The following is a 14,823-nucleotide window of genomic DNA, read 5'->3' as shown; positions in this document are numbered from 1 at the left end:
AGTCTTCACAGCTTTTGGAGACAGCCCAGCTTGACGGGTTTTCAGAGTCCCCGGCCCGAAATCCAAATCCGCTCTGCTCATCCGCCTTCGGGAAGTCGGTTGATCGGCAGACGGGATGACTGCCGGATGCAGGGGCGGGGCTCCTGCACTGAAAGTCCGCTCCTTCACGCTGAACGTTTGCAGAGCCATGCTGTGTGTTCACCCAGCATCTGAACGTCTGCTTTCCTCCGCTGAGCCTCCGCTTCAGCTATAGAGCGTCGCCGCCTATCGCTGCTTTCATCAAATCACAACATCAAGAACAGAGACACTCATGCAACATCACTGCACCATGATAGATGAAACTCCTATGTTCTATTTTCAAGGCAGCTTTAAATAAAGCTCTGTTCTTGTTTATTGTTGATAATGACAGAAAACGCCACTGCAACTCGGCAGGCTTGCCGTGGAGGAAATCTCCAGCTTCCTCGGTCTTACGCCCTGCGGGACCTTCCGATCTCCTTCTTCCACAGGCGTCCGCCGGTCTTCGCTGCGTCTTTCTGAAAGAAAAGAAGCTTTTATGAAACGGAGCAAGCCCAGGCGATGTTTCGAGACGCCTGCGGAAAAAGGAAACGTGACGATCATCCCGGACGAAAGGAAGGGACAGCGGAAGGATTTCTCCGCTGCAAGCGAAAAAAAGGAGCCGCAGGCGTCCTGTTTATATTAACACCAGCCTTTAACAGAGCTTTTTTAAGTAGAGGAATGTAGATGTTTTCATACAAGAAGACGGCGGCTTCATGCGCTGCATGGGTTGATCCTGAAAAGACAAGCCCTCGGCACGCGATCGTCATGGGAAGAATCAACCCCACTCATACAGAAAGCCCTCACCAAAAATGGTAAGGGCTTCTTTCTATACTGGTTTTGTCCCAGCTTTTCTTTACTCAGATCAGGCGTCCATCTGCGAACGAAGGTAACCATCGATAAACTGAGTGAGGTTGCCGTCCATAACGCTCTGCGTGTTTCCGCTCTCAATGTTGGTCCGGTGGTCTTTTACCATGTTGTACGGATGGAACACGTAGGACCGGATCTGGCTTCCCCATCCGATTTCAGACTGCTCCCCTCGCAGCGCATCTGCTTCCTGCCGCTGCTTTTCCACTTCCTGCTGGAACAGCTTCGCTCGAAGCATCTTCCAGGCCTGCTCCCGGTTCTTCAGCTGCGAGCGCTCCGCCTGACAGCCGACGACCGTGTTTGTCGGCAGGTGCGTGATCCGTACAGCCGAGTCCGTCGTATTGACGTGCTGACCGCCGGCACCGCTTGAACGAAACGTGTCGATACGGACATCTTCCGTATTCACTTCAATTTCAATGTTGTCGTCCAGCTCCGGCATGACGTCACAGGAAGCAAAGGAGGTGTGGCGTCTCCCGGAGGAGTCGAACGGCGAAATCCGCACGAGCCGGTGGACCCCTTTTTCTGCCTTGAGGTACCCGTAGGCATTGTGCCCTTTGATCATGAGCGTCACGCTCTTCACGCCGGCTTCATCCCCTGGCAGGTAGTCAAGTGTCTCGACGCTGAATCCCTGCTGTTCGGCCCACCTGGTATACATCCGCAGCAGCATGGAAGCCCAGTCCTGGGACTCCGTGCCGCCGGCTCCTGGATGCAGCTCCAGAATGGCATTGTTGGCGTCATAAGGGTCGTTAAGAAGCAGCTGCAGCTCGAATTTCTCCAGGCGTTTTTCCACCTCTTGAATGTTGCTTACCAGCTCTTTGCGCAGCTCTTCATCGCTTTCTTCTTTGACGAGCTCATAGGATACTTCCATGTTGTCGATCTGCTCTTCCAGCGTGCGGAATTCTCCCGTCACCGCTTTCAGGGCATTGTTTTCACCGATGACTTTCTGAGCTTTATCCTGATCTTCCCAGAAAACAGGGTCGGCCATCCGTTCTTCCAGTTCCGCGGTGCGGGTCTCTTTTTCTTCTAAGTCAAAGAGACCCCCTGAAGTCCGCTAGTGTTGCAGCCATATTATCGAGCTTTTGTTTGATTTCTGCCATTTCCATATGCTCACCTCATGTTGAAATTTTTAACCTGCGGATTAGGAAACATCCTGCCCACAGCAGTTTTTGTATTTTTTTCCGGATCCACATGGACACGGGTCGTTCCGGCCAATCGTTTCCCCTTTGACAAACGGCTCTGCTTTCGATTCGTCCGCCTGCTGTTCCTGCGACTGCTCGGCACTCCGGTGCACCGCCTTGCCCTCTGCCACCTGCTCGCGCTTCAGGTTCTGCTGGATCTGCGCCTTCATGACATAGCGGGAGACTTCTTCTTCAATCGATGCCACCATCGTTTCGAACATTTCATAGCCTTCGAACTTGTACTCCCGGAGCGGGTCGTTCTGGGCGTAGGCGCGGAGATGAATGCCTTGACGCAGCTGGTCCATCTGGTCAATATGCGCCGTCCATTTCTGGTCGACCGTACGCAGGAGGATGACGCGTTCAAACTCACGCATCTGCTCGGAGGTGAATTCCTCTTCGCGTTCGTCGTAATCCGCCTGGACTTTCTCCATGATTAGTTCGTTCATTTCCTCCGGATCCAGGCCATCTACTTCCTGCTTCGTCAGTTCGCGCTTGGAAAGAACCGTCATGTTCATGTATTCAACCATACCGTCGAGGTTCCAATCTTCCGGTACATCTTCTTCCGGAGTGTAGGAATCGACAACGCGCTTGACGGTGGATTCAATCATCTGCTCCACGACCGGACGGAGGTTTTCTGATTCGAGCACTTCATCCCGCTGCTCATAAATCACGTCCCGCTGTTCCCGCATGACATCGTCATACTGCAGCAGCTGCTTCCGTGCATCGAAGTTGTTTCCTTCCACCCGCTTCTGTGCCTGCTCGACCGCTTTCGTGATAATGCGGCTTTCAATCGGCTGATCTTCTTCCATTCCGAGCCGTTCCATCATTTTGCTCATGTTCTCCGACCCGAACCGGCGCATGAGCGGATCTTCCAGAGACAGGAAGAACAGCGACTCCCCCGGGTCCCCCTGCCGGCCGGAACGTCCGCGCAGCTGGTTGTCGATACGGCGGGATTCGTGCCGCTCCGTCCCGAGCACGAACAGGCCGCCGAGATCGGCTACGCCGTCTCCGAGTTTGATGTCGGTTCCGCGGCCCGCCATGTTGGTAGCAATCGTCACCACGCCGCGCTGTCCGGCGTTTTCGATGATTTCTGCTTCCTGGGCGTGGTTCTTTGCGTTCAGAACGTTGTGCGGAATTTTCCGCTTTTTCAGCAGCTTGGAAATCAATTCAGAATTATCAACGCTGACGGTACCGACGAGCACCGGCTGCCCTTTCTCGTGCAGTTCGGCGATTTTTTCCACAATCGCACGCTGCTTGCTCTCGAGTGTTTTATAGATCAGATCCGACTGGTCGACACGGACGATCGGCACGTTGGTCGGTACGGAATAGACGTTCATGTTGTAAATGTTCGTGAACTCTTCTTCTTCCGTTTTCGCTGTACCGGTCATACCGGACAGCTTCTCGTACATACGGAAGTAGTTCTGGAACGTAATGGAGGCCATCGTCATGCTCTCCCGCTTGATCTTGACGCCTTCTTTCGCTTCAATTGCCTGGTGCAGCCCGTCGCTGAAGCGGCGTCCTTTCATGAGGCGTCCCGTGAACTGGTCGACAATCGCGACCTGGCCGTCTTCCACGACGTAATCCTCATCGCGCATCATCACTTTATGCGCCTTGAGCGCCTGATTGATATGGTGGTTCAACTGGACGTGCTCGGAATCGAACAAGTTATCAATATTGAAGACCCGCTCTGCTTTCGCCACGCCCGCTTCCGCCAGCTGGACCGTTTTCGCCTTCTCATCCAGCGTATAGTCCTGATCCTCTTTCAGCATGCGCACGAACGAGTTCGCCGCCCCGTAGAGTTCCGACGTCCGGTTCGCTGCTCCTGAAATGATCAGCGGTGTCCGTGCTTCATCAATCAGAATGGAGTCCACTTCGTCGACAATGGCAAAATGCAGTCCGCGCTGGACCATCTGGGATTTGTAGGTGACCATGTTGTCCCGGAGGTAGTCGAAACCGAACTCGTTGTTCGTTCCGTACGTAATGTCCGCTGCGTATGCCTCTCGTTTCTCTTCTTTAGAGAGGCCGGCTACGTTCAACCCGGTCGTCAAACCAAGGAACCCGTAAAGGCGTCCCATGTCTTCTGCGTCCCGGCGGGCAAGGTAGTCGTTGACGGTGATGACGTGCACCCCTTTTCCTGTGAGCGCGTTTAAATACACCGGCATCGTAGCTACCAGCGTTTTTCCTTCCCCGGTTTTCATTTCCGCTATATCGCCTTTATGAAGGACCACACCACCGGAGAGCTGCACCCGAAAGTGCGTCATACCGAGCACCCGCGTCGATGCTTCCCGGACGACGGCGAACGCTTCCGGAACGAGATCGTCCAATTTCTCTCCCTCTTCATATCGTTTCTTAAATTCATCCGTCTTGGCACGGAGACCATCGTCGCTTAACTTTTTCATTTCATCGCTTCGTTCTTCTATCTGGTTGACGATCTTATCCAGTTTCTTCAGATAACGCGCATCTGAATCGCCAATGACCTTTTTCAGCATACCTATCATCGGACATTGCTCCCTTTATTCTTATTTTCAGCCGGGCGGAAAGCGTGCATTCCACAGAAAAAGCAGCCGTCAGCTGCTGATGGCGAAACGGTCTCAGCCTATATGCTTTCATTATTTTATCAGTTTGCCCGTGTGCTTACAAGGAGAGGCCTCCATCTCCCCGCTGGGAAAAAGCGGTCGTTGAAACCGGTTCCCCTATCATGCATAATAAGCAGAGCAGTCAGAGAACAGAGAGCGGTTCCCTTTTTCAGCCGGTGCGCCGGGCGGATGCCGTCTCATCAGGTAAAGAAACGGTCCTTTCTGTATCTCCAACGAGAACGTATGGCTTTCCTACACTGATTAGAAAGGAGGTGACCGCTTTGATTCTCGTCGTGAAAGTGTTGAATAACAATGTCATTATCGCATCGCATCCGGAACACGGGGAGGTTGTGCTGATCGGGAAAGGGCTCGGTTTCGGCAAGAAAGAAGGCGATGCCGTCGCCGATGGCCAGGCAGAAAAGTTTTTTGTCCTCCGCAGCGGAGAAGAACAGCAGCAGTATAAGGAGCTCATGACCTACGTAGACGAATCGTTTGTCGGTATCATGAACGAGGAGATGGAAAAACTGGAGAGTCACTTCCAGTCCGCATTGAATGAGCACATCCACGTAGGACTGACCGATCACCTTTATTTTGCGGTGAAACGGATTCAGCAGGGCCACGGCATTAAAAATCCTTTTCTGCAGGAAACCGAGCTTGCCTATCCGCAGGAGTATCAAGCGGCCGCCGCCATGGCCGAACGATTCAATCAGGAACTCGGCATCCGTATCCCAGAGGGAGAAATCGGCTTCATCACGCTTCACATCCACAGCGCGCTGACGAACCGCGACCTGGCCCAGATCAACCGCCATACCCAGCTCGTCAGCAGTCTCGTCAAGATGATCGAGACGTATTTTGATCTCGACGTGGATAAAGAAGACTTGAACTACCTGCGGCTCGTCCGACACCTCCACCATGCCATCGAGCGCGTCACAACCGGGCATTACGCTGAGCAGCAGGATACATTACTTCTAGTGTTGCAGAAAGAATATCCTCTGTGCTATAATCTGAGTTGGAAGTTGATGAAAGTCATGCAGCAGGAGCTCGGCTGCCGTGTTCCCGATGCGGAAGCGGTCTATCTGACCCTGCACATTCAGCGGCTCATCAGCGCAGAGCAGACAACTTAACAAGTAAAAGCGGTATTTCTTTTCCGTGTTACTGGTCATGCAGGCATGAGAGAAAAGAAGGTGCCATAGAACAAGCGTCCTGCCCGACGTGTATGTTCTGTGCTGCCTTTTCTTCTCTCATGCCTTTTTTGTTGTCTGCCACACTATTTCATAACAGGAGGATGATGAACATGGGAGGTAGTGTCTTCGGTACACTCCAGAAAATCGGGCGGTCCCTCATGCTTCCGGTTGCACTGCTGCCGGCAGCCGGAATCCTGCTCGCCTTCGGGGATGCCATGCAGAACCCCGATATGATTGAACGATTTGCCTTTCTAGAAACACCCGTCATCGCAATGATTGCTACGATGATGCAGGAAGCCGGCGGGGTTGTCTTTGATAACCTGGCGCTCTTATTTGCGGTCGGTGTGGCCATCGGTCTTGCCGATGGAGACGGCGTTGCCGGTCTTGCCGCACTGATCGGGTATATGATTATCAATATCACAATGGGTGTGCTCGAAGGTGTCGACGCCTCGATGATCGGGGAAGACACCCCGGAGTATGCGATGGTGCTCGGGATACCGACTCTTGCCACCGGAGTGTTCGGCGGGATAATCGCCGGTCTGCTCGGGGCCTATATGTACAAGAAATTCTATAACATCGAACTGCCGTCCTACCTCGGCTTTTTCGCCGGGAAGCGGTTCGTGCCGATCGTCACAGCAGGTTCTTCCCTGCTCGTCGGGGCACTCCTATTCTTTATCTGGCCCTTCATTCAGGACGGCCTGAACACCTTCTCGATTTTCATGACCGAATCCAATCGGACGCTGTCCACCTTTGTCTTCGGTGTGATTGAACGATCCCTCATTCCGTTCGGCCTGCACCACATCTTCTACTCGCCGTTCTGGTTTGAATTCGGTACTTACACGAGTGATGCCGGCGAAGTCATCCGCGGTGACCAGCAGATTTTCTTCCAGCAGATCCGGGACGGCGCTGAGCTTACCGCCGGTGCCTACATGACAGGGAAATTCCCGTTCATGATGTTCGGTCTGCCTGCTGCCGCGCTTGCGATTTACCACTGTGCACGTCCAGAGCATAAAAAAGTGACGGCCGGCATCATGGGCTCTGCTGCCCTGACGTCGTTCCTGACAGGCATCACGGAGCCGATTGAATTCAGCTTCCTGTTTGTGGCCCCACTTCTCTTTGCCGTGCACGCCGTTTTTGCAGGACTCTCGTTTATGACGATGCATCTGCTTGACGTACAGATCGGACAGACGTTCTCCGGCGGTGCCATCGATTTCTTCCTTTATGGCATACTACCCGGGAGAACCGAATGGTGGCTCGTGATTCCAGTCGGCCTCGTGTTCGCTGTCATCTATTACTTCGGTTTCCGCTTTGCGATTCAGAAATTCAACCTGATGACACCAGGGCGTGAACAGCCGGAAGAAGATGCCGACGGACAGACAGGCGGCAAAGCCGGGAACGACGAACTTCCATATGAAGTACTAAAAGCGTTCGGCGGGCAGGAGAACTTGACGTACCTGGACGCCTGCATCACCAGGCTGCGAATCAGCGTCAACGATGTCGAGTCGGTGGATAAAGATCGACTGAAGAAACTCGGCGCCTCCGGTGTCATGCAGATCAACAACAACATTCAGGCGATTTTCGGTCCTCGTTCCGAAACCATCAAAGGACAGATGCAGGACATCATCAAAGGCAAAGCACCAGCAGCTCCAGCAAAAGAACCGGAAGAAGCAAGCGGTCCTGTGAAAAGCAGTATCACGATCGCCATGCCGCTGCAGGGCGAGGTAAAGCCGCTGGAAGATGTCCCGGACACCATGTTCTCAGAAAAAATGATGGGCGATGGCTTTGCGATCGAACCGAGTGACGGGCGCGTCGTCTCTCCAGTCGACGGGAAAGTCGTACAGCTCTTCCACACGAAGCATGCCATCGGGCTGGAAGCAGAAGACGGCACCGAAATTCTCATTCATATCGGTATCGACACCGTTAATATGAAGGGAGAAGGATTCGAAGCGTTCGTACAGCAGGGCGACACCGTATCGATCGGCGACCCGCTGATCACGTTCGACCTGGATAAAGTCCGTGCGGAAGCGAAAGCCTCCATCACGCCTGTTATCTACACGAACCTGGAAGAAGGACAAACCGTCTCCATTGAACAAGGACACGTGGACCGCGGCGACACCGATGCCGTCCGCGTCAGTTAAAACGCCGTTCCTCCGTAAAATGCGCCCTTAGACGAACACGTTCGTATCAGCCAACCGTTTGGAGCGCTCGGATAAGCAGAATAGAAAGAAGCCTTCACCATGTCGGTGAGGGCTTTCTGTATGAAAGGGGTTGATCCTTCCAATGACAATCGCCTGCCTGAGGGCTTCCGCTAATCTTCTCAAAAAACGGTTCTAACATAAATGTCGGGGTGGCATCTTTTCTTCTGTTTCAGGCGGACGCCTGCTAAGGGGGCGCTGCACTCCATTCCTGAGAAGGGTTCGTTTTTGTTTTTTCTTATCAAAGAGAATCAGAGGTGCTATTTGAAAAGCGTCTATTCCTGAGTCTGTTCAACATGTGAGCGACAGGGCATCTTCAGCCCTCGCTTTTCCCGCGGGGTGCCGTCCCCCTCAATAAACACCTATACATGCTGAACAATGAAAAGGGTATCCACGTCAAACAGGAGTGCGTTTTTTGATTGTGCTTTACGAATTAAGCGCTCTCGACGGTCCACCTCGGATCATCGAAAGCGCTTTTCACCTGCTGGAGACGAGGTTGTCCCAGCCTCTTTGTGTAAGCAGCCGAGAGCCGCAATGCACGAGCCGGGGTTTTCTTCCTTCTTTGCTGACAGATCGAGTTTCAGCGCCGGCCCTTGAGCCTCATTTCACTCGTACATTCACGCTGGTTAAAAAGAGTATTTTTTTTACAAGAATTACGCGTCTCCTATTGCAAATATATAGAATGAAGATATGATAGAAGTAAGACAATGGATGTACGATGCTCATAGATTTTAACATTTTAGTCCCGACTATCGGCGCTTTGATACAGGTCCATTTCCGTACGGAAGGGAGGCGTTTCCCATGAAAAGCAGCGACATTTTTACCGGGAGCACGGTGGCCGAAGCTGCTGCGTCAGCGGCGGAAGCGTTCGGGGTCTCGGTTGACCACCTGGAATTTGAAGTCATTCAAGAAGGTAAGGACAACACGTCGTTTTTCAAATTCCAGCGTGCCAGAGCGAAAATCCGGATCACCCGGAAGCCGCAGAAAGAAAAAGAAGCATGGGAAAAAATACTCGATGAGCAGCTCAATACCACTGCAGACGACCCGCAGACAACAGCCGAGCAGACCCCGACAGAAGGAAGAGCCTGGATTCAGGAAGGCCGTCTTTATTATCACGTATCCGAGGAGAAAAATCCGGTATTGCGTATTCCTGCGGAGATGACGGTGACCCGCAACGGGGAGACCGTAGAAAAACAAACCGTGATTCGAGAGGGCGATACGTTCGAATTTGATGTCTCGACCGAAGCAAAAGAAACCAACTGGTCGCTTCGAATCGACAAGGATAAACAAATCGTGACGCTTCATGTAGAGCCCGGGGCCGCTTTTACGGCCCATATGGAGGACCAGCCTCCGGCAGAAGAACTGCACCTCCGCTATCAGCTGACGGAAACGCCGGTCAATCAATTGTCCCCGGCTGCCGTAAAGGACCAGCTTGGATCTATGGAAGTCGTGCACGGCATCGACGACAACGCTATTGAAGAAGCCGCCAGCGCCCTGGATAGCACTACGGTCACGGTGGCCCGGGGAGAACTCCCCGTGCACGGACAGCATGGCCGTGTCGATTTCACGATTGATCTCGAACCGAAAAAGACCGAGTTCCACGAGCGGCATGACGGTACCGTCGATTTTCGGGACTCGATCTACATCCCTACCATCGAATCGGGCATCCGGATGGCTTCCATTATTGAACCGACGCCGGGCGAAGACGGAATCAGTCTTTTCGGTGAAATGCTCAAAGCCCGCCCGGGGAAACCGATCCGGCTGACAGCCGGAGAAGGCATTGAGCTCGACGACACGAATGGCGACATCCTCACTTCGCTGAGCGGAAGACCGATGGTAGAGCAGCGCGGCCAGACCATCCGCCTCTCCATCCTCCCTCTCCTGCAGCACCGCGGGAATGTCGATTTAAAAAACGGCAACATCCGCTTCATCGGGGATGTCGAAATCGGCGGTTCCGTCACCCAGCAGATGATGGTCGAAGCCGCCGGCGATATCTGGGTGCAGGAAACAGTCGAAGACGGCTATATCCAGGCGAGAGGGTCGATCATGGTGGGCAAGTCAGCACTGAATGCCCGCTTATCAGCAGGCAGAAGCAGCGCACTTTATCAAGAGCTTTTCCAGTACCTGCGCCACTTCCTCACCGTGTTCCGCCCGTTCAAAACCGCTTTTCAGCAGGTGATCGAATCCGACTCGTTCCGCGCCTCCTATTCGGCCGGCCAAGGTTGGGGTCCGCTCGTCCGGGCGATGCAGGAGAAAAAGTTTCCTGACGTTTACCCAAGGGCCGAAAAACTGAAGGAGTACATCGTACGGAACGGCCATGTCCTGGACGATTCGTGGCGCCGGTTTGCGGACGATCTGCATACCGCGCTTCTGAGTTTTCACCATAAGGAAAGGCCCGAGGAAGATTTGATGGTATCGATCGAGAGACGGGCCAATCAGAGCTATGACATGCTGCGGATGCCGTCCAGCGGTTCCTCCCGGATCGCCATCCGTTACGCCGCCAACAGCGAGCTGTATTCCGATGGGGAAATCGACGTCCTCGGCAAAGGGGTCATGCACAGCACCCTCTTTGCTGACGGGAATGTGACCATCCATCAAAAATGCATCGGGGGCCACGTGCACGGAGACGAAAGCGTCACCATCAAAGAGGCCGGATCCAGCGGGGGCGTGAAAACGTTCGTGAAAACCGGCAGCGCCGGGTATATTCGCATCGACTATGCGCATGCTGATGTAGTACTGGAAATCGGCGAGCAGCGGAAACTGCTGGACCGGGACTATGACTATCTGTATGCATTCATGAACAAAGACGGCCTGCTGGAAATAAAGGAACGCTAAGCAGCAGTACGCGTGAACCCGGAACAGTGGAACGCTGCTCGGGAAGAAGAAGATCAGCTTCCTATCGCAAAAAGGGGGTTCTCATTCACATGTTGAACAGGCTCAGGAATGCGCAGACGTTTTTCAAATAGCGCACCTAGGATTTTCTTTAAAAAGAAAAACAAAACGAAACCTTTTCAGGAGTGAAGGGCGGCGACGCCAGAGGGATTAAGCGTCGTCCGAAAATCCTCCTCGTAACGCGAGGAGAGTGGAGGGCAAGCGCCTTGGCAAGCGTCCGCCTGAAACGGAAGAAAAGATGCCACGGAAATGAACCTCAACCCCAACATTTATTTTAGAAACAAAAAGGGCGCCTCCACACACGGGAGACGCCCTTTCTTCGTATTGTTTTGATGTGGATCAGGATTCTGGTTCAATCAGCCCGTAGCGGCCGTCTTTCCGACGGTACACGACGTTGGTATCTCCGTTGATGGAGTTGGAGAAAACGAAGAAGCTGTGGCCAAGCATATCCATCTGCAGGATCGCTTCTTCTGCATCCATCGGTTTAAGATCAAACCGCTTCGTACGGACAATTTCCAACTCGTCATCATCCTGCACGTTTTCTTCCGCCACCGGCTCCAGTTCATTTTTGAACATATATTTCAAACTGTTGTCTCCACGGAATTTACGGTTCACTTTCGTTTTATGCTTACGGATCTGACGCTCCAGTTTTTCTACGACAAGGTCCACTGCCGCGTACATATCCGCATGCTTCTCTTCTGCTCGAAGCAGTAGTTTAGGCATCGGGATGGTGATTTCCACCTTTTGATCCTGACTGAGAACGCTCATCTTTACGTGAACGTCCGACGAAGGAGTAGAATCGAAATAGCGCTCCAGCTTGCCTACCTTTTTGTAGACATGGTCCTTCAACGCATCCGTAATCTCCATGTTCTCGCCACGAATGTTAAAATTCATAAGCTAACAACTCCTTTCGGTTATACGTACACTATTCTACGTACCCTTTCCGGAATCCTGCAAAAACATTCATTTTCTTCATGAAAAATTAATATACGTGTTGATCCCCTGCTGCCGATCCACTTCCTCCTCCTGCAGCTGATTACGGGACCTAAGCGCGGAGCACACTTTTGGTCAACACGGCCTGCAGCGCCCGAAGCCGCCGTCTTCCTGGACGAAAACGTATCTATTCTGATCAAAAGGAACAAAAGCACTTAGAACGTTTGTTGTGCACGGCGTTCTACGCTGCTGAAGGCACTCCGAAGAAGAACAAGATGCACCTGCTTTCTGTGCCGAAACAAACGAATGCTTCCTCTTTCTAATGAGAGTTCGTGCCTATACGTACTGGGTAAAAAACGTCCCGGGGCACACGCATGCCCGGGACGCTGAATGGATACGTTATTTTTTCATCACGTTGGAAGCCTGCGGGCCTCTTGCCCCTTCCACGATGTCGAATTCGACCTCCTGCCCTTCATCCAGAGATTTGTATCCTTCTTCATCAATGGCGGAGTAGTGAACAAACACATCCTCCTGGCCTTCTACCTCAATAAATCCGAAGCCCTTCTCTGCATTGAACCATTTTACTTTTCCGAGCATAGAGATCGTCAACTCCTTCGACATGGAATAAGTAGTCACGTTCACTATACCAGCCAGGGATACAGGAAGTCAATGAATTATCTGATAATTCTAACTTGACCTCTTTTTCACAAGTTAGGTATTTGTACTCATTTTTTATCCCGTCTTTTAGATTAATATATATTTGTAACCGCAAACAAGAAGTAATTTACATTTTTGACGTCCACAACGTTCAAAACATACGTTCTTGTTCCGTCGGTGATGAACTTGGGGAGGAGGACTTTACTGCACGATTGGATCATATAAAATAAAATGGAGCGAGGAGCAGAAAACATGTTTAATCAGTTCATTTTTGTAGGACGTATTGCCAAGAACCCCCATTTGGTCACAACAAATTCAGGTACCCCATTAACACGTTTCACCCTTGCCGTACAGCGTCCTTACCGTACGAAGAAAGGGACAGTCAATACCGACTTCGTCCAGATCTGCTGCTGGAATCAGCTCGCAGAGCGTGTAGCAGAATACTGCGGTACCGGCTCGATGATTACTGTGAAAGGACGCGTACAGACACGGGAACTCCACATGGACAACGAAAAAAAGATGACTGTACCAGACCTCACGGCTGATTCAGTCACCTTTCTGAAAATCAATAAAGTGACAGAACAGGAAGAGCGGATCTCCCTTGATGAGGACCGTCAGCTGGTGGAGGACGAAGTGCATGAATGAGAAAGAACTCATTCAAGCTGTGATACGCAAATTGAATACGATAGAATATCAGACTGCGAAACAAGATGATGTACTGGATTTAGTCGAGCAGCTCCAGGAGACGACAGATGCCATACAGTATCTGCATGTCACCGTAGCTGAGCTGAAGAGTCTTGTAGATACCCACTACATAGAAAACATGAATGCTGATGACATGATTATGCGCTCCTTTGTTGAATCAATGGAAAAATAACCACTACCCGCTTCATCCGGGAGGCCCAGGTTCGACCACCTGGCCGCCCTCTGTTTAAGGTCACCGGCGCAAAGAAGGCAGCACGTACCAGCCTGGATCAGGAAGACATGCTTCCATCCCCTCTGCCGGGTCCTGTCTCCCGTGACATCTGTTCGTTACGACGGAGCCAGGGCACAGTTCACCCTGAAATACAATAGACCGCACGTTTCACAGAGCCGCCCGCTGGACCCGGGCGGCTCTGCTCCGTTTTCTCCCCTGGACGCAGCTCCCCGCATGCTACGCCTTCGCACCCGGCTCTGCCACCACGACCTGCAGCTGACCTTCCCACTTCACGCTCGGAATGTCGGCCGGCACGACGAGATGATCGCCTTTCTTCACCTCATACGTCTCGCCTTTCACACAGGCTGTTCCTGCGCCATCGAGTACCGTCACGAGCTGATACGGTGCCCGCTTGCGGAGCATCATTTTCCCGTCCAGCTGCAGCGAGCGCACGGAGAAATAGTCAGTGTCAATCAGCTCCTCCACGAGAACATCGTCTTCCTGCCAGCGCCACCGTTTTGGCGTCCGATCCTGATGCGGAACCGTGGTACAGGCAATCGAATCCTCCACGTGAAGTTCACGGAGGCTCCCGTCCTGGCCCGGCCGGTCGTAGTCATAAAAGCGGTAGGTAATGTCCGAACTCTGCTGCACTTCCAGCAGCACAATGCCTGCTCCGATCGCATGCACGGTACCTGCAGGCACATACACGAAGTCGCCGGCCTTCACCGGCTTTCGGCGGAATACGTCTTCCCACCGGCCTTCGTGCACCATCGTCTCCAGCTCCTCCCGGGTGGCGGCGTTGTGACCAAGCACCAGTTCAGCGCCGGGGTCTGCAGACACAATGTACCAGCATTCCGTCTTCCCGTATGGATACCCCTCCTGCTCCTCAGCATAGGCATCATCCGGATGAACCTGCACCGATAGATCGTCTGCTGCGTGCAGCAGCTTGACGAGCAGTGGAAATTCCTTCTTCTTTGTCATACCGAACAGGTGCGGCTCTTCTTGCCATAGTTCGCGCAGCGTCCGGCCGGCATACGGCCCGGACGCCACTTCATTCGTCGCTGAGCCATGACCGGAAATGCCCCAGCATTCCCCTGTCTGTTCCCCCGGCAGCTCATAGCCGAACGACGCGAGCGCCGTTCCTCCCCATATTTTCTCCTTTAACATCGGTTTCAGCTTCAGCAGTGGCATGCCAGACTCCCCCTTGACTTCGATTTGCACGCGCTTTCACCAGTCTGCTATACTATGAAAAGCTTTCAGCTGCTGGCGCAAACGATTGCACTATTTCTTATCCTTATATTCAGCCGGAGCTGATTGAAAGAAAACCTGACTACTATTCTAATGTGAACCGCAGAGGACCGCAACACTAAT

Annotated in this window: 10 protein-coding genes; 5 read left to right on the top strand and 5 right to left on the bottom strand. The window is 52.6% G+C overall.

What is annotated here, in order from left to right; genetic code table 11:
- Positions 1–919 precede the first annotated feature (919 nt).
- Both prfB and secA read right to left on the bottom strand, forming a co-directional pair.
- Positions 920–2,024, bottom strand: a protein-coding gene (gene prfB / locus G477_RS0109250; protein ID WP_156897326.1) for a peptide chain release factor 2 whose coding sequence is annotated in 2 segments (ribosomal slippage) — positions 920–1,951 and positions 1,953–2,024 — 1,104 coding nt in all. Because the reading frame shifts where the segments join, the coding sequence is not laid out codon by codon here.
- A 35-nt stretch (positions 2,025–2,059) separates the two neighbouring features.
- Positions 2,060–4,597, bottom strand: a complete 2,538-nt coding sequence (secA, locus tag G477_RS0109245; protein ID WP_026697711.1) for a preprotein translocase subunit SecA — start codon at positions 4,595–4,597, stop codon at positions 2,060–2,062.
- 359 nt (positions 4,598–4,956) lie between these two features.
- Here secA and glcT point away from each other — a divergent pair, with 359 nt between their 5' ends.
- The 3 genes from glcT (at position 4,957) to G477_RS0109230 (ending at position 10,889) form a co-directional block, all read left to right on the top strand.
- A complete protein-coding gene (gene glcT, locus G477_RS0109240; RefSeq protein WP_026697710.1) occupies positions 4,957–5,799 on the top strand; it encodes a glucose PTS transporter transcription antiterminator GlcT in 843 nt (280 codons plus the stop codon).
- Between the two features lie 170 nt (positions 5,800–5,969).
- Positions 5,970–7,997, top strand: coding sequence for a glucose-specific PTS transporter subunit IIBC (gene ptsG, locus G477_RS0109235; RefSeq protein WP_026697709.1), 2,028 nt, complete (start codon positions 5,970–5,972; stop codon positions 7,995–7,997).
- Between the two features lie 858 nt (positions 7,998–8,855).
- Positions 8,856–10,889 carry a flagellar assembly protein A gene (locus tag G477_RS0109230; protein WP_026697708.1) on the top strand — a complete coding sequence of 678 codons (2,034 nt, stop codon included), beginning with the start codon at positions 8,856–8,858 and terminating at the stop codon, positions 10,887–10,889.
- A gap of 396 nt (positions 10,890–11,285) precedes the next feature.
- Here G477_RS0109230 and hpf read toward each other — a convergent pair whose 3' ends face one another.
- Entirely contained in the window at positions 11,286–11,840 is a 555-nt protein-coding gene (hpf, locus tag G477_RS0109225; RefSeq protein WP_026697707.1) for a ribosome hibernation-promoting factor, HPF/YfiA family, read from the bottom strand.
- 438 nt (positions 11,841–12,278) lie between these two features.
- Positions 12,279–12,476 (bottom strand): cold-shock protein, encoded by a 198-nt coding sequence (locus G477_RS0109220; RefSeq protein WP_026697706.1) that lies wholly within the window; start codon positions 12,474–12,476, stop codon positions 12,279–12,281.
- Between the two features lie 312 nt (positions 12,477–12,788).
- On the opposite strand from G477_RS0109220, the gene G477_RS0109215 reads away from it, so the two are divergent.
- Positions 12,789–13,181 carry a single-stranded DNA-binding protein gene (locus G477_RS0109215; protein WP_026697705.1) on the top strand — a complete coding sequence of 131 codons (393 nt, stop codon included), beginning with the start codon at positions 12,789–12,791 and terminating at the stop codon, positions 13,179–13,181.
- The gene (locus G477_RS0109210) at positions 13,174–13,413 is read left to right on the top strand and encodes a hypothetical protein (RefSeq protein WP_026697704.1); all 240 of its coding nucleotides are present in this window, start codon (positions 13,174–13,176) and stop codon (positions 13,411–13,413) included. The genes G477_RS0109215 and G477_RS0109210 overlap by 8 nt, the downstream gene beginning before the upstream one ends.
- A 276-nt stretch (positions 13,414–13,689) precedes the next feature.
- Here the strand turns inward: G477_RS0109210 and manA are convergent, their stop codons facing one another.
- Positions 13,690–14,643: a mannose-6-phosphate isomerase, class I gene (gene manA, locus G477_RS0109205; RefSeq protein ID WP_026697703.1), complete on the bottom strand. Its 954-nt coding sequence runs from the start codon at positions 14,641–14,643 to the stop codon at positions 13,690–13,692.
- Positions 14,644–14,823 lie beyond the last annotated feature (180 nt).

This window comes from Alkalicoccus chagannorensis DSM 18086 (assembly GCF_000429725.1).
GTDB lineage: Bacteria > Bacillota > Bacilli > Bacillales > Salisediminibacteriaceae > Alkalicoccus > Alkalicoccus chagannorensis.
Note: the sequence above shows the minus strand (reverse complement) of the source record. Positions and strands in the feature narration are given on the sequence as shown.

Excerpts from the sequence above, each read along its gene's own strand:
- secA (WP_026697711.1), bottom strand. The coding sequence starts at position 4,597 with ATGATAGGTATGCTGAAAAAGGTCATTGGCGATTCAGATGCGCGTTAT.
- G477_RS0109220 (WP_026697706.1), bottom strand. The coding sequence starts at position 12,476 with ATGCTCGGAAAAGTAAAATGGTTCAATGCAGAGAAGGGCTTCGGATTT.
- G477_RS0109215 (WP_026697705.1), top strand. The coding sequence starts at position 12,789 with ATGTTTAATCAGTTCATTTTTGTAGGACGTATTGCCAAGAACCCCCAT.
- hpf (WP_026697707.1), bottom strand. The coding sequence starts at position 11,840 with ATGAATTTTAACATTCGTGGCGAGAACATGGAGATTACGGATGCGTTG.
- G477_RS0109230 (WP_026697708.1), top strand. The coding sequence starts at position 8,856 with ATGAAAAGCAGCGACATTTTTACCGGGAGCACGGTGGCCGAAGCTGCT.
- ptsG (WP_026697709.1), top strand. The coding sequence starts at position 5,970 with ATGGGAGGTAGTGTCTTCGGTACACTCCAGAAAATCGGGCGGTCCCTC.
- manA (WP_026697703.1), bottom strand. The coding sequence starts at position 14,643 with ATGCCACTGCTGAAGCTGAAACCGATGTTAAAGGAGAAAATATGGGGA.
- G477_RS0109210 (WP_026697704.1), top strand. The coding sequence starts at position 13,174 with ATGAATGAGAAAGAACTCATTCAAGCTGTGATACGCAAATTGAATACG.